16 protein-coding genes are annotated in these 24,258 nt (G+C 51.8%); 5 read left to right on the top strand and 11 right to left on the bottom strand.

Annotated elements, in window-relative coordinates:
* Nucleotides 1-77 precede the first annotated feature (77 nt).
* The 6 genes from ACJJIC_RS15320 to ACJJIC_RS15295 all read right to left on the bottom strand — a co-directional run bounded on the left by ACJJIC_RS15320 (nt 78) and on the right by ACJJIC_RS15295 (nt 7,347).
* Nucleotides 78-1,781, bottom strand: coding sequence for a BatD family protein (locus ACJJIC_RS15320; RefSeq protein ID WP_445357338.1), 1,704 nt, complete (start codon nt 1,779-1,781; stop codon nt 78-80).
* A gap of 64 nt (nt 1,782-1,845) precedes the next feature.
* Nucleotides 1,846-3,723, bottom strand: coding sequence for a VWA domain-containing protein (locus ACJJIC_RS15315; RefSeq protein WP_445359694.1), 1,878 nt, complete (start codon nt 3,721-3,723; stop codon nt 1,846-1,848).
* Nucleotides 3,723-4,760 carry a vWA domain-containing protein gene (locus tag ACJJIC_RS15310; RefSeq protein ID WP_445357336.1) on the bottom strand — a complete coding sequence of 346 codons (1,038 nt, stop codon included), beginning with the start codon at nt 4,758-4,760 and terminating at the stop codon, nt 3,723-3,725. The genes ACJJIC_RS15315 and ACJJIC_RS15310 overlap by 1 nt, the downstream gene beginning before the upstream one ends.
* Nucleotides 4,753-5,304 (bottom strand): DUF4381 domain-containing protein, encoded by a 552-nt coding sequence (locus ACJJIC_RS15305; RefSeq protein WP_445357335.1) that lies wholly within the window; start codon nt 5,302-5,304, stop codon nt 4,753-4,755. Before ACJJIC_RS15305 ends, ACJJIC_RS15310 begins: the two co-directional genes overlap by 8 nt.
* A gap of 100 nt (nt 5,305-5,404) precedes the next feature.
* Entirely contained in the window at nt 5,405-6,376 is a 972-nt protein-coding gene (locus tag ACJJIC_RS15300) for a DUF58 domain-containing protein (protein ID WP_252081977.1), read from the bottom strand.
* Nucleotides 6,376-7,347, bottom strand: a complete 972-nt coding sequence (locus ACJJIC_RS15295) for an AAA family ATPase (RefSeq protein ID WP_444884591.1) — start codon at nt 7,345-7,347, stop codon at nt 6,376-6,378. The genes ACJJIC_RS15300 and ACJJIC_RS15295 overlap by 1 nt, the downstream gene beginning before the upstream one ends.
* Before the next feature lie 315 nt (nt 7,348-7,662).
* On the opposite strand from ACJJIC_RS15295, the gene ACJJIC_RS15290 reads away from it, so the two are divergent.
* Both ACJJIC_RS15290 and ACJJIC_RS15285 read left to right on the top strand, forming a co-directional pair.
* The gene (locus ACJJIC_RS15290) at nt 7,663-12,579 is read left to right on the top strand and encodes an NAD-glutamate dehydrogenase (RefSeq protein ID WP_445357896.1); all 4,917 of its coding nucleotides are present in this window, start codon (nt 7,663-7,665) and stop codon (nt 12,577-12,579) included.
* A gap of 130 nt (nt 12,580-12,709) precedes the next feature.
* Entirely contained in the window at nt 12,710-13,747 is a 1,038-nt protein-coding gene (locus ACJJIC_RS15285) for a quinone-dependent dihydroorotate dehydrogenase (RefSeq protein ID WP_444900554.1), read from the top strand.
* Nucleotides 13,748-13,885: 138 nt separating this feature from the next.
* On the opposite strand, the gene rmf is transcribed toward ACJJIC_RS15285, so the two are convergent.
* On the bottom strand, nt 13,886-14,137 hold the full coding sequence (rmf, locus tag ACJJIC_RS15280) for a ribosome modulation factor (RefSeq protein ID WP_444884593.1): 252 nt from the start codon (nt 14,135-14,137) through the stop codon (nt 13,886-13,888).
* Between the two features lie 438 nt (nt 14,138-14,575).
* Between rmf and rlmKL the strand changes: the two genes are divergently transcribed.
* On the top strand, nt 14,576-16,762 hold the full coding sequence (rlmKL, locus tag ACJJIC_RS15275) for a bifunctional 23S rRNA (guanine(2069)-N(7))-methyltransferase RlmK/23S rRNA (guanine(2445)-N(2))-methyltransferase RlmL (protein WP_444911017.1): 2,187 nt from the start codon (nt 14,576-14,578) through the stop codon (nt 16,760-16,762).
* A 110-nt stretch (nt 16,763-16,872) separates the two neighbouring features.
* On the opposite strand, the gene ACJJIC_RS15270 is transcribed toward rlmKL, so the two are convergent.
* The 3 genes from ACJJIC_RS15270 to ACJJIC_RS15260 are packed head-to-tail and all read right to left on the bottom strand — an operon-like array spanning nt 16,873 to nt 20,611.
* Entirely contained in the window at nt 16,873-17,283 is a 411-nt protein-coding gene (locus ACJJIC_RS15270; protein WP_444909401.1) for a hypothetical protein, read from the bottom strand.
* A 41-nt stretch (nt 17,284-17,324) separates the two neighbouring features.
* Nucleotides 17,325-19,661: an SUMF1/EgtB/PvdO family nonheme iron enzyme gene (locus ACJJIC_RS15265; RefSeq protein WP_444909402.1), complete on the bottom strand. Its 2,337-nt coding sequence runs from the start codon at nt 19,659-19,661 to the stop codon at nt 17,325-17,327.
* Nucleotides 19,662-19,678: 17 nt separating this feature from the next.
* Nucleotides 19,679-20,611, bottom strand: a complete 933-nt coding sequence (locus ACJJIC_RS15260) for a PP2C family protein-serine/threonine phosphatase (protein WP_445357334.1) — start codon at nt 20,609-20,611, stop codon at nt 19,679-19,681.
* Between the two features lie 329 nt (nt 20,612-20,940).
* On the opposite strand from ACJJIC_RS15260, the gene ACJJIC_RS15255 reads away from it, so the two are divergent.
* Both ACJJIC_RS15255 and ACJJIC_RS15250 read left to right on the top strand, forming a co-directional pair.
* Entirely contained in the window at nt 20,941-21,822 is an 882-nt protein-coding gene (locus ACJJIC_RS15255; protein ID WP_444909404.1) for an FHA domain-containing protein, read from the top strand.
* Nucleotides 21,819-22,076 carry a glutaredoxin family protein gene (locus tag ACJJIC_RS15250; RefSeq protein ID WP_252081970.1) on the top strand — a complete coding sequence of 86 codons (258 nt, stop codon included), beginning with the start codon at nt 21,819-21,821 and terminating at the stop codon, nt 22,074-22,076. The genes ACJJIC_RS15255 and ACJJIC_RS15250 overlap by 4 nt, the downstream gene beginning before the upstream one ends.
* Nucleotides 22,077-22,205: 129 nt before the next feature.
* Here ACJJIC_RS15250 and ACJJIC_RS15245 read toward each other — a convergent pair whose 3' ends face one another.
* On the bottom strand, nt 22,206-24,209 hold the full coding sequence (locus ACJJIC_RS15245) for a transglycosylase SLT domain-containing protein (RefSeq protein WP_444909405.1): 2,004 nt from the start codon (nt 24,207-24,209) through the stop codon (nt 22,206-22,208).
* Nucleotides 24,210-24,258: the final 49 nt, after the last annotated feature.

Genomic DNA, 24,258 nt, shown 5'->3' with positions numbered 1-24,258 from the left:
GTTTTCAAGTTATTTCTTTGAGGGTGGTCCTACCTAATTCTTACGAGCCAAAAACGTTGGTTTTTGTGGAGGCAGTGTCAAGTAAATAGCTTCGGTAACTCCCCATCTTCCAAAATTTTATCCATACCACCCTCTCGACTCATCAACCTATCAACCAGAACTTTTATCTTCACTATATTTAGCGGTTTAACAGGTTCTTGATAGATGGCTGCGCTGAGCAGCGATTGGATCTCATGAAGCTCCTCAAAGCCTAACTGGTGCGAAACCTCACTTAAATTATTACCCTCAACTTGTGGCCAGCGTTGCTGAAGCCAGTCGAGTAGGGCTTGTTGAATGTGTCTAGGATCTTCACTTTCAAGAGCCTTCTTTAGCTTGGCTTCGTGGTGCATTTTTCTTGCTGGCTTGGCGCTCGCTGTGGGCTGTTCCAGCCGTTGGGGACGATATCGATAAAGGTAAAAAATCCACAGAAGGTGGGAGGCAAGGGCGGCTATGGCCAGATTGCGCCAGAAATGATCTTGCTCCTCCAAAGTGGTGGTTCCAGGAACTAGTGTAGGGAGATTTCCTGGCTCTAGAGTTTGGGGTGTGGCTACAGCAGTACCGCTGACTTCAAAGCGGAAGGCGGGGAGCTGGGTGGCGCGCTGTTTTTGGCTCTTGGTATCCCACCAGGTGAGTGTGACGGCAGGTAGCTGATAATTACCGGGCTGAGTGGCGACGATTGCGGTAGTTTCTATGCGGCTACCTGTTACTCCATTGGGGCCTATCTGATCTTCTTGTTGTGGTTGATCTGGGTAGGTTTTAAGGCCTTCAATATCCAACTTGGGGAGAGGTGGAAGCTGGGCTGCGCGCAGACCCTCTGCCCGTATGGTAAGAATACGGGTTATGGGCTCGCCGACAGTGAAGGTATCCGGATTTTGGCTCCAGCTTTGTACGATCCCGAGGCTTGCAGCGGGCAGCCAGTGGGTACCGCTGTAGCTGTCAGGCTTGGGAAGGACCTCAATAGTTTTTGCCTGGGAGCGCAATCGTAATCTCTGGCTGTTGCGATTGAACAGTGAGAAAGGATCTCGGCGACCGGCAACCGCAACATAAGTCATTGCGGGGATAGAGAGCTGGCCAGAGCTATCGGGAAAAACGGCATAAGTGAGTTCATATACCGCATGGCTGACGCCTCCGAGCTTGCGCTCATAACGCTGTTCATCGACTTTTTCTACATGGGCGCCGGCTACTTGTAAAGGTTCGGTGGCGATATCGTGCAAGCCGATTGTTGTGTATAGGCGAACCTTAACAAGTAGCTGTTCTTGTACGTAGACTTTATCTTTATCTAATTCGATCTCCAAAAAGGCTTTGCGATCGGCACCGTCGGGCGCACTACCGGCTTCGCTGATTTTTATGGGGATTGCATCAGAAACTTGTCCTTTATAGTGCAGAGAGGGAATAAACAGCTCTCCTTCCCGCTTTGGTGCCAGTGTGAGCGTCCATTCGACGAAGCTTTCCGCACGACCATTAATTACCCGATATTGGTTGGACTGCTGACGGGATAGAATATCGAAATCCTGCTCAAGTAATTCGAAATCGGGTTGGCCGCCATTCTCATCACCGGAGTAGCGCACTCGCAGATTCAGGGTCTCATCAATACCAATTTTATTGCGGTCCACGCTGGCATTGAGGTCGCTTCCCCAACTGCTTGCGGGCAGGCAAAAGAGAGCAAGAAAAAATAGCAGGCAATGAAGTCCTGTAAGGTTTAGTGGCCGAGTAATGTTATGTTTTCTAAAAAAGCTATCCATAAGCCTTCCTGGGGTTTGGTCACATCTAAAGCCGAAAATAATGTTGTGCATTGTGGGGATTTATCTACCACCTCTGGGTAGCGCCGTTTTCAGGGGGCTCCCACTCGCCACTGCGATAGGCACGCCGTCTTTGCAGGCTTTCGTATTTGAATTTTTCCCGCATTAAGCCGGCGGGGTCATCGGGAATTTGGCGCAGCCATTGGTCAAGAGCCTGCTGGGTTTCTGGGTCTAATTGTCGCTCTTCGGCGCCGGCGGGTTGGGGCTTCCCTTGCTGTTCTTTTTGCTCTTCTTCACCCTGTTGGCCTTGCTGAGACTGCTGCTCCTGTTCATTTTTCTGTTGTTCAGCATTTGCAGGTTGCTGTTGGTCTGATTGTTCCTGCTCTTGACCGGATTGCTGCTCGGAGGGCTGAGGCTCGTCAGAGGAGGGCTGCTGTTGGCTCTCCTGTTGTTGATTCTGTTGATTTTGCTGTTGGTTGCCGGCCTGCTGCTCCTGTTGTTGGTCCTGCTTATCTTGTTGTTCTTGTTGATCACCAGATTGCTGTTGGTCTTGTTGTTGCTGGCGCTCTTGAAGCTCCTTGAGTTTCTCGGCAATTTCCCGATTGTGTTGCGCATCGGAGAATTGCGGGGCTTGGGCCAGAGCCTGGTCATAGGCTTCAATGGCGCGCTCATAGTCGCCCTGTTGCACTAGGCTATTGCCCAGGTTGTATAGGCCTTGCGCATCATTTAATTGGGCAAAGTCCTGCTGAGCAGCGGCATAATCACCGGCGCGATAATTTGCCGTGCCCCGCCATTCCGGGTTGCGGAAAGTTTCGGCGGCCTCGGCAGACTCCCCTTTGTTGAGTAATTCCTGTCCCTGCTGGTCTTTGCGTTGCCAGAGGTCTTTCCATTCAAAAGCCTGACCTTCACTCGGTAGGCCCAAGTATAGGGCGAGGGGCAGGGTGCAGGCGAGAGTGCCACGGCGAAACAGTAGGGCGGCAAAGGGCAGGAGGAGTAAAATCAACAAGGGGCCTTCATCGCGCCATTGGTCGAATTCTCGCTCGGTCAATTCGGCCTGCTCGGGGGTTTCGCTTTGCGGCAACAGGTGCTCTATGTCGGCGTCGTTGACGGTGATCTTGGCGTAACGGCCGCCGCTGCCTCTAGCCAGCTTACGCAGCTCCCGTAGGTCAAAATTGGCAATCACAATTGCGCCATTACTATCTGTGACGAAGCCGCCGCTATTGCCGCGGGGGATTGGGCTGCCCTCGCCACTGCCGACAGCGAGGATATTGAGTTCAACTCCAGCTTCGGCCAGGGATTTTGCGACGATATCCGCTGCTGCAGGCTCAATGCCGTCTGTGACTGCGAGCAGTTGCCCGCGCCCAGCAGAGCCATCCCTGAGTAGGCGAATGCCGGTCGATACAGCCATCTCAATATTGCTTCCCGGTACCGGCATAATGGCAGGCGATAATGCGGGGACCAGGTTGGCGATAGTGGCGGTATCTTCTGTCAGTGGTGTGACCACATGGGCTTCGCCGGCATAGGCTACCAGGGCGGTCAGGCCATCTTTGCGCTCACGAAGAATGTCCAGAATTTTCAATCTTGCACGGGTGAGACGGTTGGGGGCGAGATCTGTCGCCATCATAGAGGGGGACAGATCCAATAAAATCACCAGGGCATCTTGATTACTGTAAACCGGTGTCGGCAATTTTCTCCAGGTGGGCCCTGACATAGCGATAATCATGGCGGCGAGTAATGCAAAGATTAGCCCGAATAACCAGGGGCGCTTGGCACCGCCGCGCATTAAAAGGTGCGGTAAAAGATCTGCATCAATCACCTTTTGTAGCTGGGCATTGTTTAGAACGATTTTGCCCAAGCCCCAGCAAATGAGTGCCGCGGGGATTAATAGCCATAGCCAGTACGGGCGGAGAAAATGAAACGATTGGAGTAGCTCAGGGGTGCTCACTATGCCTGGCCTCCGCTGGTAGTGGTTTGTTTATTGCCGTTGCCGGAATATCTGAAATTAGTGGTGAGAGGAGCCACTGCCCAAATAGAAGACAGGAGTAGGGCTACTCCAAGCGGCCATACAAATAGGGACTTCAGTGGGCGGTAGCTTTCTGCTTCCTGCTCCACAGGTTCCAGTTCATCTAATTCCGAATAGATTTCTGCCAGTTCCTGGGGGTTATGAGCGCGGAAATAGCGCCCCCCCGTTGTATCGGCAATCGCCTGCAGGGTTTTGCTGTCGAGATCCCTGGAGGGGTTAATTCTGCGGCTGCCATAGCGGCTGCCCAATAAGCCCGGTTGAACCATTTCTTCGGCACCCACACCGATGGTGTAAACCGTAATGCCCGCTTGCTGTGCAAGTTCGGCGGCTTTCAGTGGGGAGACTTCGCCGGCAGTATTGGCGCCGTCGGTGAGCAGGATTAACACGCGCTGCTCGGCTGGACGCTGGGTTAGGCGCTTAACAGAGAGGCCTATAGCATCCCCTATAGCGGTACCCTGGCCGGCGAATCCGATTTGCGCCTCGCGCAATAGGGTCCCTACAGTTTCCCGATCGTAGGTTAATGGTGCTTGAAGGTAGGCGCGGGTGCCGAATAGCACTAGGCCCAGTCGGTCGCCTTGGCGTCGCTCGACAAAGTCTCCCACTACCTGTTTGACCGCATTAATACGCATTGCCGGGCGCCCGCCAAGGAGCATATCGGGAGTCTCCATACTGCCGGATATGTCTACGGCAACCAATAGATCCCTTGCGCTGCTGGCTTGGGAAATCGGCTCCCCATACCAGCGAGGCCGCGCGGCAGCGCTGATCAGCAGTAACCAAATCAGTGTGAGTAATAATAAATTGAGATAGTTGCTTTGCTCCCCACCACTGCGTTGGGAAAGTTCAGAGTAAAAGGGTACTTTTAAGGCACTGCTCAATGGCTTTGAGCGGGGCATTAGCCACCGCGCGAGTAGTGGCAGTGGGGTGAGCAGGAAAACCCAGGGCCAGGCAAACTCAAACACCGGCATGTTCCTCACTAACTTGTTTTTCAGGTTCCTGCATCGATAGTTGATGCTGCAGGACCCACTGAATAGCGTATTGTTGAAAAGCCTGGCTGCTTTCTTGCTTGGAAATGCCGCGATAAAGTTGCTCGAGCAATGCTGTCCGTGCCTCATCAGGACACTTCAGAGAAGCGCTCTGTTCTAAAAAACTTAACCATGCAGTACCGGTGAGGTTGCCACAGCGGGTTCTGCCATAAGTGGTCACAGCAACACGCTTAAGAATTTCGTTGATCTCCCCGGTGGCCTCAGGTCGGCTTATATCTACCGTATTCAATAAATTAACCGCTTTAACCTTGTAGCGGTTGCGCTCAGTTTGTTTGCGCTGATATCTGATCCATAGGGCAATTCCCAGCAGAGATAACATGATTAATAGGGCTAGTAGCCACCAGCCGGGGGCAGGTGGCCACCAGCTTACTGGTGCTGGTTCCTGGATATCGTATAGTTGTGCCAGTAATTCCTGGGCCTCAGGCGAGGGGGGCTGTAGTTGTTGCTGCTTTCTCAGCATAGTTGCCCCCCCGTTGGAATGACTTTGTTGGTAGCGCTAATCGCTCCAATTACATAAAGCCTGCTTGGCGAAAATATAGAGTGCTGTCTATCGCTCACGGCTACTGCCTTTTATTTTTATGCCAGCCGTTTTGCTGGCGTGAACCGTAAAAAGACATTAATTCCCCAACAATGGGTTTTGTATTGTCAAAATCCAAAAGCGGAAGTCGGTGCCTCCGGCATAATTGTTCAACATCGGCGCGGGCCTGGGCCTGCTTCTCTGCAAAATGTTCACGCAGGGGGCGGTTGCCTGCGTACAAAAATGTGCGCTGGCGGCCATCAGAAATTGTCAGGGACTGATCGGGTAAATGCTGTTCCAGCGGATCGGTGATTCGCAGTACCTGTAAATCCGCATGTCTCGACAGCAAATATAATGATTGTGAGCAATCCTGATTGAGGTCATGGCAATCACTTATAAGAAAAAGTGCACTGCCGGGGCGAGCGATACGGCGGGCTTCCTCCAGCAGAGTCTGCATGGATTGGCTGCCATTCTCGGCGATAGGGCTCTGTAATTTAGATGCTCTGTCCACCGCGCTGTGAATCATCGCTAATACGGCATGGTGGCTGCGTTTCGGGCGCACTGTATCGATGTCGTTATCCGAGAAGAGCAGGGCACCAATGCGATCGCTATGTTGCAGTCCAGCCCAGCCCAGCGCGGCGGCAATGCCGCTCGCTGCTACAGATTTGAAAGCGCGATGGCTGCCAAAAAACATCGGTGAACGCAAATCGAGCAGGATAACAATGGGTCTCTCCCGCTCCTCTTGATACAACTTGGTGTGGGTAGTGCCGGTGCGGGCGGTAACACGCCAATCAATTGAGCGCACGTCATCGCCGGCCTGGTAATCTCGTACCTCTTCGAAATTCATACCTCGCCCACGGTAGCGGGTAAGAAGGCCACCAGCCTGGTCGCTACGTACCAGGCGCGGTTTAAAGAGTTGTAGCTGACGTGCGACATAGCGCATTTGTACGAGTGAGTTGACTTCCGGATAGGCGCCGCGCAGGTCCAAATCTGAAGGAGGTGTTGCTGTGTGCATCAGATAGCCGGCACCTGTTGCAGCAGGCGCTGAATAACCTGGTCGGTAGTGATACCTGCGGCTTCGGCTTCAAAGCTGAGTAGCAAGCGATGGCGTAAAATATCCGGGGCTACATCCATGACATCATCGGGCGTTACAAAATCGCGGCCATCTAACCATGCGCGTGCACGGGCGCAGCGGTCGAGTGCAATTGTTGCCCTTGGGCTTGCACCAAAATCTAGCCATGATGCCAGCTCGCTGTCATACTTCGCCGGCTCGCGCGTAGCAATGACAAGTTGGACAGTATAGGTTTCCACGGCTTCGACCATCTGCATTTCCAGAATCTGGTTGCGAGCCTGAAAAATGGTCTCCTGACTAATGATTTCGGTAGGGCGATTTTCGCCAAGGGTGGCCTCGGATCTGGCCAGGCGCAGGATTTTTGCTTCCGCCTCGGCATCGGGATAGGCAAGATTCACTTGCATGAGGAACCTATCCAGTTGAGCCTCGGGCAGAGGATAAGTCCCCTCTTGTTCAATGGGGTTTTGAGTGGCCATCACTAAAAATAATTGCGGCAGCGGATAGGTTTTTCGACCCACACTAATTTGTCGCTCAGCCATAGCCTCAAGCAGTGCCGACTGTACTTTGGCCGGCGCGCGGTTTATCTCATCCGCCAGGATCAAGTTGTGAAATACTGGTCCCGGTTGAAAATGGAACTCTCCGGTTTCCGGCCGGTAAATGTCGGTACCGGTAATATCGGCCGGCAGTAAGTCTGGCGTGAATTGAACTCGATGGAAGTCACCCTCAATAGCTTCGCCCAGTGTTTTAATCGCCTTGGTTTTGGCCAGGCCTGGCGCCCCCTCGACAAGCAGGTGTCCATCGGCAAGCAGAGCGATAAGAATGCGATTAACCAGCGTTTCCTGGCCTATGATCTGCTCTTTAAGCCAGTCGCCCAGTGCGATGATGTGATCTCTGTTATTCCGGTTTGCTTCCATAGCGTCTCTTCTTCTACAAATGTACCCGCCCTATTCATTCGGGTGGCTATCTACCATCTTTTATATATAGTCGCCGCCAAAGCGGTGGGGCCTGTTGATTTTAACGGCACCAGAGGAAGAGGCAACCACCGCGCCCAAGCCCACTTTTTAGGCGACATTTTTTCGGTGGCACCAGTGCCACTTACAAGGTTACGTGAAAGTTTAATTTTTAGGACTCGTCCCTGCAGCACTTCAGGGATGAGATGACGATCTTTTCGGATCTACAGTCATTGGATTCGATGTGACAAAAATGAGATTGGGAGGTTCCCCGTGAATATGGCGACGGTGATTACCGAAAGCCGTGAAGAATTGGTAGCACAGATTTGTGAGCTGATTCGCGACAAGTTGGCATCTGATGCAGAACCAGTAGTGGCTTTTGCGCAGCAGTTCCTGCACCAGTACCCGCTGGAAGACCTGCAGGGCCGACGCCTGGTAGATATCTACGGTTGTATCTACACCTGGTGGAACTTTATCCAACAACGTTCTGACGGCCTGCCGAAGGTACGGATCTTCAATCCACGCCTGGAAGACGATGGCTGGGAATGCTCGCACACTGTAATTGGGCTGTTGGTGCGAGATATGCCTTTCCTGGTGGACTCGGTGCGTATGGAGGTCAACCAGAGAAACACGGTTATTCATTCCATTAAGAGTACGGTGTTAAAACTAGAGCGCAGTGCCAGCGGCAAATTAAAGCACCTACTGCCTCCGCGGGATGAAATTCCAAATCTATCTTTCGACCATGTTACGGCCAAGGATCATAAGCCCGCCAAGGGATCAAAGCTGGTCAGTGAGGCCCTCATTTATATTGAGGTCAACCATGACACTTCCGCCAAGTTTGCCTCGGAACTCAGTGCGGCGCTGAAAGATGTTCTAGGCGATGTAGAGCTGGTAGTGGATGATTATGCGCCGATGCTCGAGACCTGTGGGGGTATGGAGGGGCAGCTGAAAGCTGGGGTTTCGGAGGACGACACCAATCTTCTCGAGGCCTGTGCGTTTCTGCAGTGGATGCGCGATGGTAACTTTACCTTCCTTGGCTACCGGGAATACGAGTTCAGTCAGGTTGATGACAAGAAAATTCTCAGTGAGGTGGAAGATCGCCGCCTGGGTATTTTCAAAAAACTGGAAGAGTCTGCAGCACCAATGCTCGAAGCCGCCTTTAGCGAGGGTAAGCAGCGCTTTTACCAGGGCCCCAACTATCTGACTTTTGCCAAATCCTCAGTGAAATCCCGTGTGCATCGCAGCGCCTACTCAGATTATGTGATGATCAAACGCTACAACGCCGAGGGTGAGGTAATTGGAGAGTCGGCATTTATGGGGCTATACACCTCGCCAGTGTACACAGAGAGTCCTGCCAAAATCCCAATTATCCGACGTAAGATGGCTTCCATTATCGAGTCCAGTGGCCTTTCCGGTTATGGCCACGATGGCAAGGCGTTGCGCCGTATTTTGGATACCTTCCCCCGCGATGAATTGTTCCAAAGTAGTAGTCAGGACCTGTTTAAAGTGGTGATGGGAGTGCTCAGTTTGAATGAGCGCGCTCATGTTCGCCTGTTTATGCGTAGAGACCTTTTTGGAAAATTTGTTACGGCCACTGTGTATGTGCCGAGAGATCAATTCAACAGTAACGTACGTGAATTGATCTGCTCCCATATTTCCAAGGCAATTAAAGCCAAAGAATCAGACTTTACGACTTATTTTTCTGAATCCATTCTCGCGCGTGTGCATTTTGTATTCCGCATCTCGCCCGATGAACCTGTCGATATAGATGTAGCGCTGTTGGAGGCGCAGATTGTGGATATTACCCGTTCCTGGGAAGACGTTTTTCAAAGATCCTTAGTTGAAAGCAGTGGAGAGGAAGAGGGTAATCGACTTTTCCGTATCTTTGGTCGTGCCTTTCCCGCTGGTTACCGTGAGGATTTTGAGCCGCGTATCGCTGTACAGGATGTGGCAGCAATCCAGAATCTCAACGAAAACAACCGGGTGGCCATGAGTTTCTACCAGCCGGTAGGTGCGGCCCAGGGCAGTTTGCGCTTTAAGGTATTTAACTGGGGTAGCGGCTTAACCCTCTCCGATGTGATCCCAGTATTGGAAAATCTCGGTCTTAGGGTTATGGGCGAGTTCCCATATACCATTCGCCCTTGTGGCAGTAGTGATGTATGGATGCATGAGTTCCACCTGGAGTTTGGCCTTCCAACAAAAGTTGATGCCCAAGCATCGCGCGGGCTGTTCCAGGATGCGTTCGCTGCTATTTGGAATCACACTGCGGAAAGTGATGCTTTTAACCGCCTGGTGCTGGCGGCTCGCCTGAATTGGCGAGAGGTTTCTATGTTGCGTGCCTACGCCCGCTATTTGAAACAGACAAAATCCAGTGCAAGCCAGAGCTTTATTGCTGCGACTTTGGCCAATCAGGTTGAAATTACCCGCAACCTGGTGGCTTTGTTCCGCGCGTTGTTTGACCCGCGTCTTAGTAGTGGCAAGCAGGAACAAACACGAGTTGAGCGTTTAATCGCTAAGATCCATGACGGTTTGGATGCTGTTGAAAATCTCAACGAAGACTTGGTGCTGCGCCGTTATCTCGAATTGATCCTGGCTACTTTACGGACCAACTTCTTCCAGGCGGGTGCTGACGGTCAGCCTAAAGACTACATCTCTATTAAATTCAGCCCGCGGGATATTCCCGGTATTCCCGAACCTCGCCCGGAATTTGAAATCTTCGTTTACTCTCCCAGAGTGGAAGGTGTTCACCTGCGCGGTAGTAAGGTGGCCCGCGGCGGCTTGCGTTGGTCCGATCGTTTAGAAGATTTCCGTACCGAGGTGTTGGGGCTGGTAAAGGCCCAGGCTGTAAAAAATGCCGTGATTGTCCCCAGTGGAGCCAAGGGCGGTTTCGTTGTGCGGCGTCCTCCGGTGGATGGCAGTCGTGAAGCCATGCTGGAAGAGGGCATTTCCTGTTATAAAACCTTTATTCGCGGTTTACTAGATATCACCGACAACCTGAAAAATGGTGAGATAGTAGCGCCTAAGCAAGTGGTGCGCAGGGATGAGAATGACCCCTATCTGGTAGTGGCTGCAGATAAAGGAACCGCGACTTTTTCTGATATCGCCAATGGTATTGCTGAGGACTACGGTTTTTGGCTGGGGGATGCCTTTGCCTCAGGTGGTAGTCAGGGTTACGACCACAAGAAGATGGGAATCACCGCGCGCGGTGCCTGGGTATCTGTACAGAGGCACTTCCGCGAGATGGGGGTGGATGTTCAGAAAGAGGACTTCTCTGTCATCGGTATTGGCGACATGGGTGGGGATGTCTTTGGCAACGGAATGTTGCTATCTGAGCATATTCAGTTGAAGGCTGCCTTCAACCACATGCATATTTTTATTGACCCAAGCCCTGATGCAGCGGCTAGCTTTGAAGAACGCAAGCGCCTGTTTGAGCTGCCTCGCTCCAGCTGGAGGGATTACGATCGCACTCTCATTTCCAAGGGGGGTGGTGTTTTTGAGCGCCGGGTGAAGGCCATTAGCATCACACCTGAGATGAAAGAAGCCTTCGATATCAAAGAAGACCGACTCACGCCAAACGAATTAATCAGCGCACTGCTGCGTGCGCCGGTTGATTTAATCTGGAATGGTGGCATTGGTACTTATGTAAAAGCTGGGACTGAATCTGACAGTGAGGTGGGTGATAAATCCAACGACCACCTGCGGGTTAATGGTGCTGAGTTGCGTGCCAAAGTTTTTGGTGAGGGTGGCAACCTTGGTATGACCCAACAAGGACGTATCGAATTTGCCCTCAATGGCGGCCGCTGTAACACCGACTTTATCGATAACGCGGCAGGAGTGGACTGTTCCGACCATGAGGTGAATATCAAGATTCTCCTCGATAAAGTGGTTGCCAACGGTGACTTGACCGAGAAGCAGCGCAATGAGCTGCTGCATGGTATGACAGACTCCGTGAGTGATCTGGTGCTGCACAATAACTATGATCAAACTCGCGCATTGAGTGTGGCGGAATACCAGGTCTCTAAACGCCTTGACGAATACCGCCGCACTATTAATACCCTGGAAGATGACGGTCGACTGAATCGGGCTCTGGAGTTTATCCCCGATAACGAGCAGATTTCCGATCGGGTACATAAGGGGCAGACCCTGACCCGGCCAGAACTTTCCGTTTTGATTTCTTATGTGAAGGTGAAGTTAAAAGAGGAGCTTCAAGAGGCGGAAATCACGGATAACCCCCGGGTGCGTGAAGCCGCGGAATCCGCTTTTCCTTCGGCATTGGTTGAGCGCTACAAGGGCCAAGTTTACGAGCACCCCCTTCTGCGCCAGATCGTTTCCACCCAGGTGGCCAACGAAATGGTGAACAGCATGGGAATCACCTTCTACAACCGCATCAGCACGGCAACAGGCGCGGACGTCAATGATGTCGCTGCGGCTTATATCAGTGCTCGAGATGTTTATAAGATGGTGGAATTCCAGCAGCAGCTGGCTGAGTTGGACTACAAAGTACCGGCCGAGCTGCAGACCGAGTTGCTCAACTCCATGATCGGTCGGGTCCGCCGTGCCACCCGCTGGTTCCTGCGCAATCGTCGCAGTGATCTGGAGCCTGGGCAAAACTGCGCACTGTTCCAGTCTCAGGTGCAGAGGGTGATCAAGGCCCTGCCGAAAGTCCTGAGTGGTGGTCCGTTGGGTGAGTGGGAGCAGCGCTATCAAAAGTTATTGGAGGCGGGGCTGCCAGAGGAGATTGCCCTGCTATCAGCATCCCCGACTTACCTTTATTCGGCACTGGGCATTTCCGAATCTGCTTATGCCAGTGACCGCCCTGTAGAAGAGGTGGCCAAAGTCTATTTCAGCCTCTCTGACGAGTTGAATCTACACTGGTTTGGCAATTTGATTGTCGATCTACCGGTGGACAGCTTCTGGCAAGCCCAGGCACGCGAAACGAGTATGGATGACTTAGACAGCCAGCTCGCCACCCTGGCAGTGAATATCCTGCGCCTTGCCACTGTGGAGAAATTGGACGTAGATAGTGCAATGTTGCGCTGGGGCGCTATTATGGCGCCGGCTATTCAGCGTTGGCACAACATGATTGCCGAGCTGAAGGCAGCTGCCGTCGGTGATTTTGCGATGTTTACAGTAGCGCTGCGCGAGTTGATGTACCTTGCCCACGCAACTGCAGACCGCGAAACCCTGGCTGAGTAGGCCGAAGTGAGTTCGGGAAATAGCGCTAGGGGGTTAGTTCTCCTTGGCGCTATTTCACGGGTGGCAATGAAATTCTATCTCCGTTCGTTGACTCCTGGCGGACGGGTTCAGTCCCCACGTAAGGAAAGGTATGTATTCAACTCTGCGTAAAGCTCTGTTTGCGCTCGATCCCGAGCGGGCCCACCACCTCTCTCTGGATGCAATTGGTGCCGTTGAGCGCCTTGGCCTGATGTCTTTTTTCAAACAGGCAGTCGCTCACGACCCGGTAGAGCTGATGGGGTTGACCCTCCCTAACCCTGTTGGTCTGGCTGCAGGACTGGATAAGAATGCCCAGGCTTTTAACGGTTTGGGTGCTTTGGGTTTCGGTTTTGTGGAAGTTGGCACCGTGACCCCACGCCCACAGCCGGGCAACCCGTTGCCACGACTGTTCCGTGTGGAAGAGGCGGGTGCCATTATCAACCGTATGGGGTTTAACAACCTGGGAGTTGACTACTTAATCGACAGAGTGAAGCACCGCCGTTACAGGGGTGTATTGGGAATCAATGTTGGTAAAAACTTCGACACTCCGGTAGAAAAGGCGGCGGATGATTACCGGCTCTGTATGGAAAAGGTGTATCCCTATGCGGATTACATCACCGCCAATGTTTCTTCGCCGAACACCAAGGGGCTGCGGGACCTGCAGTTTGGTGAGAGCCTCAACAGGCTACTGGGAAGTATCAAGGAGAAGCAGGCGGAACTGGCTCAAAAGAGCGATCGCTACGTGCCCGTTGCGGTAAAAATCGCGCCAGATATCGAAGGGGATGCCATAGAGCAGATCGCCGAGGCTCTGTGCGAATACGGTATTGATGGCGTAATTGCCACTAATACCACCATTGATAAGTCATCTGTGGCTAATCTGCCCCATGGTAATGAGCAGGGTGGGCTGAGCGGTAAGCCTCTGCAGCACCGCTCCACGGAGGTTATTGCGCAGCTGTCCAAGGCTCTGGACAAGCAGATCCCTATTATTGGTGTTGGGGGTATCTTCGACGGTGACAGTGCAGCAGAAAAAATTCGCGCAGGGGCAACTGCCGTACAGGTTTATACCGGGTTTATATACCGGGGACCGCAGCTTGTCCGCGAAGCGGTGGAGTCTATAGCTATGGAGCGTCGTCGCTCAGCTGGTGAATAGGCGAGTAACGCCTGGTCCTATTAACCTAGATTGAGATGTTGAATTCATCTTTATCGTTGAACGGGTTCAGAGGGATGCAGGTGTAGCCTGGTGGTGGTCTTGTAAAAGGTGCAGGTGAACCTGCACCTTTCCCGCAGGCTAAATAGTACTCCAGCCGTCTGGATATTGGATATCGGTGGAAATGGCGCCATAGATTTCCAGTTTTTGCGCCTTGGTAGTCCTGTCAAAGCCATTCCAGTAATCTTCCCGCCCTTCACGCCAGCCGTTAACCCATTCCTGGTGTGGGTCATTTTCGACAAAGGGACAGCTATCTATAGACTTATTGTTCAGGGCTGCCAAATACCCTTTGTAGAAAGCCCTGTCGGCGTGATTGCGTTTTTGGCGTTTCATCTATACGGCACCTCTGCTTGTAGATTTACGAACTGCGGCGCAGTCCGTTGGATGCTTATTACGGTTTTGTTGCATCGACAATTAAAGCTTAGCGAAACTTTTGCGTGGGCAGTTGTGTGACTCCTATCGCTTCCCACATAGCAAGAATATGGTGGAGAGAGCAAAATCGGAAAATGGCTGGGCATCGCTCTCAAGACATCTACAGAGAGGCATTTAAAAGTCGGGGTGACTGTGTAGACACTAGCAAGATATCCCGACTACATAGGCTCCGCCGCTACAAAGTGGGATAATCGCGCCAGAAAATCTGGCCTGTTGAGGGGAATACTGACCTCCGGGTATGTCTACCAGGCTCTTGAAAATCTAATTTGCGCCAAGGGGCGCCATATTTATCCCCCTGATGCTAGGGGTTATCGAGTAAAAGTTTTGATCGACTCACGTATAGAAGAATTTAAGTTTACTGCGACATGTCCGAAAGGATTGGAAAGCTTACTTGCTGTAGAGCTTGGGTCTCTGGGGGCTAAGGTCCTTCGGGAGCAGCCTGCGGCCATACATTTTGCAGGCTCCTTGAAGCTTGCTTATCGTTGCTGTCTGTGGAGTCGCCTGGCAAACCGGATTTTGCTGCAACTCGATCAGGTTCGCATCGGTGATGCTGAAGACCTCTACCGGGCGGTGGCTGCACAGCCTTGGGAGGAGCATATTGGCCCTTCGGGCAAACTGTGGTTGCAGTTTTCGGGGACAAATCGGGAAATCCGTAATAGTCAGTTCGGAGCCCAAAAAACAAAAGATGCCATCGTTGATCGCTTGCGTGATAAAACCGGGGCGAGACCGAGTATCGATAAGCACAATCCCGACCTGACTGTGGCTTTGCGACTGCAGCGGGACAGGCTGGATATTGCCATAGATCTCAGTGGGGATAGCTTGCATAAAAGGGGCTACCGAACGCATATCGGTGCTGCCCCCCTCAAGGAAAACCTGGCTGCAGCCCTGTTATTGCGCGCTCGTTGGCCGCAGATTGCGGCTGAGGGTGGGGCTCTGCTGGATCCAATGTGTGGTTCGGGCACTATTTTGATTGAAGCGGCCATGATGGCTGCTGATATTGCTCCGGGTCTCTTCCGTGAGAGTTTTGGTTTTGAGCGCTGGCTCAACCACCAGAGCGATATTTGGAATGAGCTTCGTGAAGAGGCTCTGCAGCGTCGCGTTGCCGGTTTGGAGAAGCCTTTGCCGGAAATTCGCGGTTATGATGCCGATGCTAGGGTGCTATTTGCTGCCGAAGCCAATATTGATAGGGCGGGATTGGAGCGCCAGGTGCGGGTGAGTTGCCGGCCGGTCGCCGCATTCAAGGTTCCGAGTCATCGGGAGATCAATACTGGTTTGGTATTGACCAACCCCCCCTATGGTGAACGCCTTGGTGAGCAGGAGGCTCTGCGAGAAACCTACGCGGAGTTGGGTAAGCAGTTAAAGGCGGAGTTTCCCGGTTGGCAGGTGGGAATTTTTACCGGCAACCCTGAGTTGGGGTATTCCACCGGGCTACGCTCTCACAAGCACTACCAGTTATATAACGGCTCAATCCCCAGTCAGCTGTTGTTGTTTCAGGTGCGCGAACAGGGGGGGCAGGCCGAGAGCGCACCTAAGGAACGCAAGCTTTCCCCGGAAGCTGAAATGGTGGCCAATCGCCTGCGCAAGAATTTACGCACAACAGGCAAGTGGGCATCCAGAAACGGTATTGACTGTTATAGGCTCTACGATGCTGATTTACCGGAGTACGCCGCCGCAGTAGATTTATATCGCACTTTAGAGGGGGAGCTCTACGCTCACCTCCAGGAGTACCGCGCGCCGGCCAGTATTGATGAGGGTAAGGCGCGCAACCGGTTAAGGGATCTGTTGAGAGCCGTGCAATCCGTTTTGGAGCTGCCTAGAGGGAAAATTAGCATCAAGGAGCGTCGCCGCCACAGCCATAAAGGTGGCCAAAAGGGCGCTGGCCAGTATCAAAAGCAGGTTGAGGAAAGGGCTAGCTTGCAGGTGCAGGAGTACGGCGCTGAGCTGGAAGTGGATTTATGGCGCTACTTGGATACAGGGCTGTTCCTAGACCATCGCCCGGTGAGAAAGCACCTGCGCGAGATATCCTCTGGGAAGAAATTTCTCAACCTGTTTTGCTATACCGCAACAGCCACTGTGCAAGCTGCTTTGGGTGGCAGCATACAAAGTACCAGTGTGGATATGTCCAAAACCTATCAATCCTGGGCTGCGCGAAACTTCCGTGCAAATGGTATGGATCCCTATAAGCACCAGCTGGTGGAAGCTGATTGCCTGCAGTGGTTGGCATCGGCCCAACAAAATCGCAAAGGCCATTACGACCTGATCTTCCTCGATCCCCCGAGCTTTTCCAATTCGGCCAAAATGCGCGGAGTGCTGGATATTCAGCGCGACCACGCCAAGCTGATCAGCCAATGCATGGCATTATTGGCTCCGGGGGGCACTCTGATTTTTTCCAATAATTTGCGCAGTTTTAAAATGGATGTGGCGATTACTGATGCCTTTGCCGTGCAGCCTTTACAGTTGTTGGATAAGGATTTTCAACGCAACCCTAAAATCCACAACGTTTGGGAAGTGAGAGTGAAGGTGTAAGTGGGGATAACTTAAACTTTCTTTGCAGCGGCTTTGAGGGTATTTCCTCAGGCCGCTAATTAACCAATTTTTAACATGGGGTTTTGAGGTTTTTGATTTAGAAATCAGCTTTAGAAGCTATAACTCTCTCTATGGCTAGTCTTGCTTGCTTGTGAATTTGGATTAGGGATTGTATAGGCGACACCTTGGCATTCAAGAAAAGAAATACAACCGGCAGATTGCTGTACTGCGCAGTTTTCAATCACAATTGCATTCCCGCCCATATCATGAACCTGTTTTTTTAGTGCCCAGTTCAGAGCTTTTTTTGAGGGCTTATCCTCTTTGGGGGAGGCTTGGCATTCTGAAGACGTTACTACTCCCAAGATGATTCCATTATATCGGCGTATTTCTGCTGGAGAGTACTCCTTAACAAAAGTTGAGGTAATTTTATTTGACAAGTATGGTCCTGCATTGGTGTTGAATTTTAGGTTGCTACAAGCTGAAACTGTGAGTGCTGACAGTAGAACAAAGATCCTTATCATTGCTTAATCCTTTCTGGTTACGCTAGTTTGAGTTGGAGTTATTAATCAAGTTCCATAACAATCCGCATTCCTACATCCTTTGCACGACTATTTTCATTGAGGCCCTTGCGATAATCTGCCCCAATTCTGCTAGACGAGTCCCGCATTGAGCCACCGCGAACGCTGCGTAACTGACAGTTTTTGATTTTCAGTGGTGCAGATGTGTTGTGGTTTTTATCATAACCGGGTTGATAACAGTCTTGCACCCACTCTGCCGCATTGCCGGCCGTATCGTATAGTCCAAAAGGGTTGGCTTGGTAATTCGCTACCGGCCCGGTTTTCGTGATAAAGAGACTGTTAAATTCACTGTCACATCCGCGCCTGCAATTGGCTTTTCCCCTTGCATCGCTGCTTTTCCACCAGAAAGGTTGGTCAGTGCCCGCGCGGGCTGCATATTCCCACTCGGCCTCGCTGGGCAAACGATATTTTTGTCCCGTTTGCTCTGAAAGCCACTCAACATATTTTTGTGCGTCCCGCCAGGTAATATTGGTGACCGGTCGCCTCCCTCGGCCCCAGCCTGAGTCACTGGGTTGATTAATGCCTGTGGCGAGAGCAAAGCGGTCATAATCCTCAAAAGTGATTTCTTGAGTTGAAATGGCAAAGGGTTTGGGAATTTTTACTTGGTGCTCGGGGCGGCTATTACTGCGTTTATTGCTGCCCATCATAAATTCTCCCGAGCCTACTACGATCATCTGAGGGCCCTGACCGCCGGAGGAGAGCTTGGAGCGTATTTTCTTTCCGGCAAAATAGGCTTTTTGTAGCTTTACCGAAAGCTGGTGGTTCTGATCCTCAATAATGATCCAATTACGAAAGCGGTCATAGCCGGGTTTGCTGACCTCTACATCGTATCGCCCGGGCTCTAGTTGAATACCCGGTGTATAGCGCGGACTTATATTCATAATACGTACGCGGGCATCTTCAGGCTCAGTTTTGACCGTAAATGCAAACTTTGGTACTGAGTTTGGCTGCTCCTGTGAAAGCACAACCGAGTTTTGGGTGTGTAGATTGCCCGATAGTGAATTTTCCGGGGATTGGTTGTTTATGGAATGACCTTGAGAGATCTCCTGCCCTTGTGTCTGTACCAGATCTTTAACTGGAGGCTTCTCTACATCTCTGACTTGTACTTCTTCAGAACGATCGGCGCTGGGCGCAGTGTCGGAGGTATGGCGTCTTGCGCTGTCGGATAAAGTGATCTGGCTAAGCCAAGTTTCCTTACCACTGAAAGTGCTATGAACGCTCCAGCCAAAGAGTAGCGTAATGGCGGTGATGGCGGTTAGTGCCCATGGGCGCCTGTGCTTTGTTGGTTCACTGACCAGCTGTCGTAAACGCACCAGGGTATCCTGATCTTTACGTACGGAGTCCACTTGCTGGGGGTTCTCCAGTCTCACCTGCCAGCCTTTAATAAAGCGATCCCGGAGGCTGCTTAAAAGAGTGAGAAAAAGTGCACGGGCTAGACTGGAAACACCGACAGAGGCGTTGTTTAACTGGCTGATTTGCTGGCTGGGCTTGCCGGCTAGGGTTGCAACTAACTGATCGGTTGCATCTGCGACATCCAGGCCCCGTTGAAATCGTTTGGCCGGCTCTTTGGCCAGGGCGCGATCAATGATCGGCTGGTATAGCGCGTGCCGAGCAGGTAACTTGGGGATGGGGTCGGTCAGGTGCTTGATGGCAATAGCCACCGCTTCCTCTGCTTGGTAGGGAACAGCACCAGTGAGCATTTCATAAAAGACAACACCTAGGCTGTAGAGATCGGCCCGACCGTCAATAGCATTACCTCTGGCCTGCTCGGGGCTCATATAGTGGGGCGTGCCTACGACCATGCCGCTATTGGTCATTCTTGTGGTATGTGCAACAGCGCGCGCCACGCCAAAATCACTCAATACGGCAGAGCCATCCTCCCGAAACAGTATATTTTCTGGTTTTAGGTCCCTGTGCACATACCCCTTGCTGTGGGAGTGGTCCAAGGCCATGGCGATTTGGCGTACAACATTGAGGGCTTCCAGTGGCTCCAATGGCCCTTTGGCGAGTCTTTCAGAAACAGAGCCCCCAGCCATATAGTCCATGGCGATATAGTTAAGGCTGCGGTAGCGTCCAATATCATGGATACCAACGATATTTGGATGGGAGAGCTGTCCGACAATGTTGGCTTCCCGTTGAAATCGCTCACTGAAAATCGGGTCGGCATTGAGAACCGGCGACATAACCTTGAGGGCCACTTGGCGGCCGACACTGCGCTGAATGGCTAGGTATACCGTGGACATGCCACCCTGGTTAATTTTGCGGAGGATGCGATAGCCGGGGATTTGTAGCGAAGAATTGCCACTCTTTACGAGCTCCATGGTGTGCTATGGCCTCGTTAAAATAGCTGGAATATTCCGCCTGCCAGTGCGGCAATTGCTCCGCAAGCAGCAAGCAAGACCAGAAGTGGTCGCCAGCTTCTATTGCTTTGGCTGTCACCATTAGTTTTGTTTTGTGCAGTGCTGCTGTGAGATTCTTGCGAAAAGCTTGGGGGAGGGGCGATAGCTGGTGCTTCGATAACCTGAACGGTGATATTGTCCTTGCCACCGGCATCAAGGGCTGCGTTTATGAGAAACTCAACTATTTGGTGGTTATTGGGGTTTTCAGCGATGATCCGGTTTATTTTTTCATTGGGTACTTCGGAACTGAGTCCATCGCTGCAAAGTAGAAGTTTTTGTCCTGAGCTCCAGCGATGAGATACCCGGTCAACTTCGAGCTTGGGGTTGGTACTACCGCCGATACATCGGGTAATAACGTGGCGATTTGGGTGGGTTGCGGCTTCCTCTGAGTTGATGGCACCAGAATCCATCAGCATCTGAACATAGGAGTGATCACTTGTCAGTTGGCTGAGTTCGCCGTTTTTGTCGCCCGGTGTCCAGAGGTAAGCTCGGCTATCTCCAACCCAATAGATGTGATAGTAATCGCCTTCCTCGGCGAGCACTACTGCGGTTGAGCCCATATTAGCAGTGCTGTGCTCATCACCAAGCAGTAGGGCGTGGGCCCTTTGTAGGGCGCGTTCATAGTGGCGGTCAGTTGACGCGCACTGTTGGATTTCTTCTACTACGGTCTGGCTGGCAATCTCGCCGGCGTGGTGTCCGCCCAAGCCATCGGCGACGACCCAAATGCCTTTTTCTTCATCTGCCCAATAGGCATCTTCATTCTGCTCTCGCCGGTAGCCGGGATGAGTGGCGCCAGCGCTACGTGTAGCACTTGGGGTGTGTTGAACTACTTCGCTGTGCCGCGATACCTCGCGAACTTTGGCTTCACTCACTGGCGTGCAACTACCTGTTATGGTTTCTCATCGTTACTGACGGTGATAGCCGATTCGGCAAAGATCCGTCTTTTCCTTGTGGTGCTGCAAGTGTACTTTACCCAACGACACCAATGGCAGCTGAATTGGTCATCCCTGCCTGAGCCGGATATTAGACCTTTGCGCCATTGTAAGCTGCAAACCCAATCACACGCTAATGATATTGCCCGTGTTAAACTCGGTTTTATCTTCAATCTGCAAATTTTTTTCAGGTTTTACTGTTAATTGGGACAGTCCCTTTATTTAGGCTGCCCTATATTCAGTCTCCTTAGGGCTGAGGAGCGTGATCAATGCTAAAACTTTGTGATGTAAACGATTCTGGCCAGAGTGTTTGGTTGGTGGCCCCCGGTGTAACGGTGGGGCGAGATCAGGGTTGTGATCTGTGTATACCGGATGACTCGATTGCGAAGTTACATCTAAAGATCGCGATTAAGGGGGGGCAGCTTACCCTGGGGAATGTTTCTGGAGACTCCCATGTACTGGTTAATGGGAAGCCGATGGCATCAGCCTGTCGAATCAAGCTGAACGATCAGATAACAATCGGTACTCGAACACTACAAATTATTGACCCCAAAGTAACAAAGCTTAATTCGAGCAAGTCGAAAAATACCGCCTGGGCGCTACGGGCAAATCACAAGGCGATAGCGGGGAAAGTGTTTCCTGTGAAGGGTGGCGCGGTGGTGGGGCGCTCTGAGGAGTGCGATATCACTTTTTCCTTGTCACACCTTTCACGTCGCCATGCAAGGTTGGAGGTGCGTGAAGGGTTGCTGTTCGCAATTGATCTCGGCTCGGCCAACGGGACATTCGTCAATGGTCGACGGATCACGGAAAGCCGTGTGCGAAGAGGCGATGAACTGCGGTTTGATTCGTTGAGTTTTTCTGTTGTGGGCCCTGCGGATGATCTTGATCGCACCGCAGTGCGCCCTGCAATCTCTTCACATCTTATGAAGTCTCCAAAAATTGGCTCAGGTGAAGTGACAGCTGAAGATGTCACTCAGAGATCCTTCTCGGCTTCTATCGCCGGGCTGCGGGAAGAGAGCCCAAGTATGGCTGAGCCCCAGGAGGAAAAACTTCAGCCACGTATCCCTATAAAAGCCTTGGGCTTGACTCTGTTATTGGTTTCCGGTGCTGCCGGATATTTTTGGGTTAATAACCTGGGAGTGTTCTCATGAGTTCGCCCCGTGAATTGCTGCTCTATACCACCCTTGGATGCAGCCTGTGCGAAAAGGCCAAGCTGGAAATATGGCCCCTGCTCGAGCAGTTTGGGTTGCGTTTAAGGGAGGTAGATATTGCCGATGATGACAATTTATTCGAGCGCTTTAGTCTTTTGATACCCGTGGTGGGGCTCGGTGATCCTGAAGACACTTATGCATGGCCCTTTCAGCAATCGCAGCTGCAAGCCTGGTTAGCCAAACGAATTGGTTAGGCGCCCGTCATTTATTGGGAGATAACTCCCACCTTAAGCCCCAATGACTCGGGTTCCCAAGGGGGGCTCTATTCCTATCAAACGGTATCAAAGTTAGGGCAGAGGTTTGTAAGGTTATTCTGAGACACCTTAAAGTTTATTCCCTGCCTCATGCGCCTTGAGAAGTTGTAGCTTGGTGCCGCTTCGATAGGCATAAATTACCGTATAAGCGAGTACATTCTGTACATAATTCCTTGTTTCACTATAGGGAATCGTCTCGATCCAGACATCGTGTGGCAGACGCTGACGAGTCTCCTTTAACCACTTGGCAACCCGCGTTGGCCCCGCGTTGTAAGCGGCAGCGGCGAGGAAGCGATTGTTATCGAATCGATTTAACAGGGTGCTCAGGTAAAAGCTGCCAAGGGCAATATTAGTTTTGGGGCTTAGTAGATCCCAGCTGCGTCGATAGCGTACACCGGCGCGCTTTGCCGTTGCGCGTGCGGTAGAGGGTAGCAATTGCATTAGGCCCAATGCGCCAGACCGTGATTTGGCGTCGTGGCTGAAGTGGCTTTCCTGGCGGGCAACTGCATAAATCATATAGGGCTCTAGAGGCGTGCTCTGCCGTCCAACCTGCTCACTTACACTTTCTACAATATCGGCAAAGGCCAGGGGGAAGCGGAGTTCCAGATCATCCAGGTAGTCTGCCGCAAGAACAGATTGAATGGATTTGTGATACCAACCCCATGCGCTTGCCACTTTGCCCGCGGCTAATAGCTCCTCGTGATCCATTTCCCGAGTAGCGTAGCTCCACTCACGCCGAGCATGGAATAGTTCACCAATAGCCTGCAATTCACGTGCCCTTTGTAAGCCGGTGTGCTGGGCCATCTGCTGCACTTGAATTGGCGTGATTGGCGCGGGACGATCTACAAAGCTGTAATTTTGTCCGAGGGTATCGGCAGCAAGGAAGCCGTAGTAACTGCGTTCCCGTGCAGCTTTTCGATAGAGCAGGGAGGCTGCTCCAGACTGCGCTTTACCATAAAGTTCTTCCAGTGAGCGGGCTTTCCAGTAGAGCCAGCGATCGCGCTGTTGCCGATCGAGTGGCAGGCGATCAATCCAAAAGGCAACCTGCTCCCAGTCGAGCTCTCGCAGGGATTGCCGCGCCAGCCATTCAATGGAATATCCATCATCCATTGTGTGATTCTTGGTCAGTTGTAGCAGTCCCTGGGTATCGTCTTGACGCGCAAATTGTCGAGCCAGATGGCGGAGCATATTGGCTTGCTCCTTATCGTTAAACAGGAGGCTGGCACTATAGCGCTGCCATGCCTGTTCAGCGACGGCTGCATCTTCCCTAGCTAATCGATGCAATCCATGCAGAATAATTTCCCTATGATGCTCTGGTGACTGTAAGAAGCGGGGGTAATTGAGAAGAAGCTTGGGTGATTTGTGCACCTCCCTTAGCAGGGCTGCTCTCTGTTGGAAGGGTTTGTCCATTTTCCTGGCGATATAGGAAGCGAGTTCGAGGTTATCCTCTTCTAGGGTGAGTAAATGGCGGGACCAAATCTTTTCCTGGGTTAGGCCACCATTGCGCTTCCAACGGGCAAAAACAGGGTCACACTCCTCTACTTGTGAGTGCCCAACCAGCCAGAGCTCGGTGGTTACTTGATCGGCATTGTCTTTGTTGCCATGGCGAAACAATGCGTCGGCATAATAGCAACGCAGTGCCGCGCGCTTGTGTTTCTCAGGTTGAAAGTATTTTAGGTAGGTCTGAAATTGTCTCTGTTGCCCCAGCTCTCTAAGTAACCTAATACGCATCCAGTCACCCACCGCTGTTCCCTGATTCTCAGCGAGAAAGCGATCAATATCTTTTAGGGGCAATTGGTGTAATTTTCTTCCGATCGCCCAGTAGTCGAGATAGGGCACTAGAGGGTAATTCGCCAACTTGGCTTTCAATTGCTTTAACTGTTTTTTATTGCCGTATTTGATCGCTATCCTGGCTTGTTGTAATAGCTGGCGCTGGTTGGATATACCTGTGGCTGGCTTGTCTTGCTGAGACAACTCCTTCGATGATGCTTGTGACTCTGCCTGGGCGCTGAGGCAGATCCAGACCATTAAAGGGGCAATAAACTGGAAGAGTCGACTTGTGCTAACTGACATGACAGTAACCCCAAAGTTGAGTCTGGTCGCGCAAGTTTATGAGACGGCT

The organism is Microbulbifer mixtoriginis (SeqCode), assembly GCF_052468275.1.
The sequence above is the reverse complement of the archived record's forward strand: the minus strand, read 5'-3'. Positions and strand labels throughout refer to the sequence as shown.

Excerpts from the sequence above, each read along its gene's own strand:
- ACJJIC_RS15320 (WP_445357338.1), bottom strand. The coding sequence starts at position 1,781 with ATGGATAGCTTTTTTAGAAAACATAACATTACTCGGCCACTAAACCTT.
- ACJJIC_RS15305 (WP_445357335.1), bottom strand. The coding sequence starts at position 5,304 with ATGCTGAGAAAGCAGCAACAACTACAGCCCCCCTCGCCTGAGGCCCAG.
- ACJJIC_RS15300 (WP_252081977.1), bottom strand. The coding sequence starts at position 6,376 with ATGCACACAGCAACACCTCCTTCAGATTTGGACCTGCGCGGCGCCTAT.
- ACJJIC_RS15295 (WP_444884591.1), bottom strand. The coding sequence starts at position 7,347 with ATGGAAGCAAACCGGAATAACAGAGATCACATCATCGCACTGGGCGAC.
- ACJJIC_RS15290 (WP_445357896.1), top strand. The coding sequence starts at position 7,663 with ATGGCGACGGTGATTACCGAAAGCCGTGAAGAATTGGTAGCACAGATT.
- ACJJIC_RS15285 (WP_444900554.1), top strand. The coding sequence starts at position 12,710 with ATGTATTCAACTCTGCGTAAAGCTCTGTTTGCGCTCGATCCCGAGCGG.
- rmf (WP_444884593.1), bottom strand. The coding sequence starts at position 14,137 with ATGAAACGCCAAAAACGCAATCACGCCGACAGGGCTTTCTACAAAGGG.
- ACJJIC_RS15270 (WP_444909401.1), bottom strand. The coding sequence starts at position 17,283 with ATGATAAGGATCTTTGTTCTACTGTCAGCACTCACAGTTTCAGCTTGT.
- ACJJIC_RS15265 (WP_444909402.1), bottom strand. The coding sequence starts at position 19,661 with ATGGAGCTCGTAAAGAGTGGCAATTCTTCGCTACAAATCCCCGGCTAT.
- ACJJIC_RS15255 (WP_444909404.1), top strand. The coding sequence starts at position 20,941 with ATGCTAAAACTTTGTGATGTAAACGATTCTGGCCAGAGTGTTTGGTTG.
- ACJJIC_RS15250 (WP_252081970.1), top strand. The coding sequence starts at position 21,819 with ATGAGTTCGCCCCGTGAATTGCTGCTCTATACCACCCTTGGATGCAGC.
- ACJJIC_RS15245 (WP_444909405.1), bottom strand. The coding sequence starts at position 24,209 with ATGTCAGTTAGCACAAGTCGACTCTTCCAGTTTATTGCCCCTTTAATG.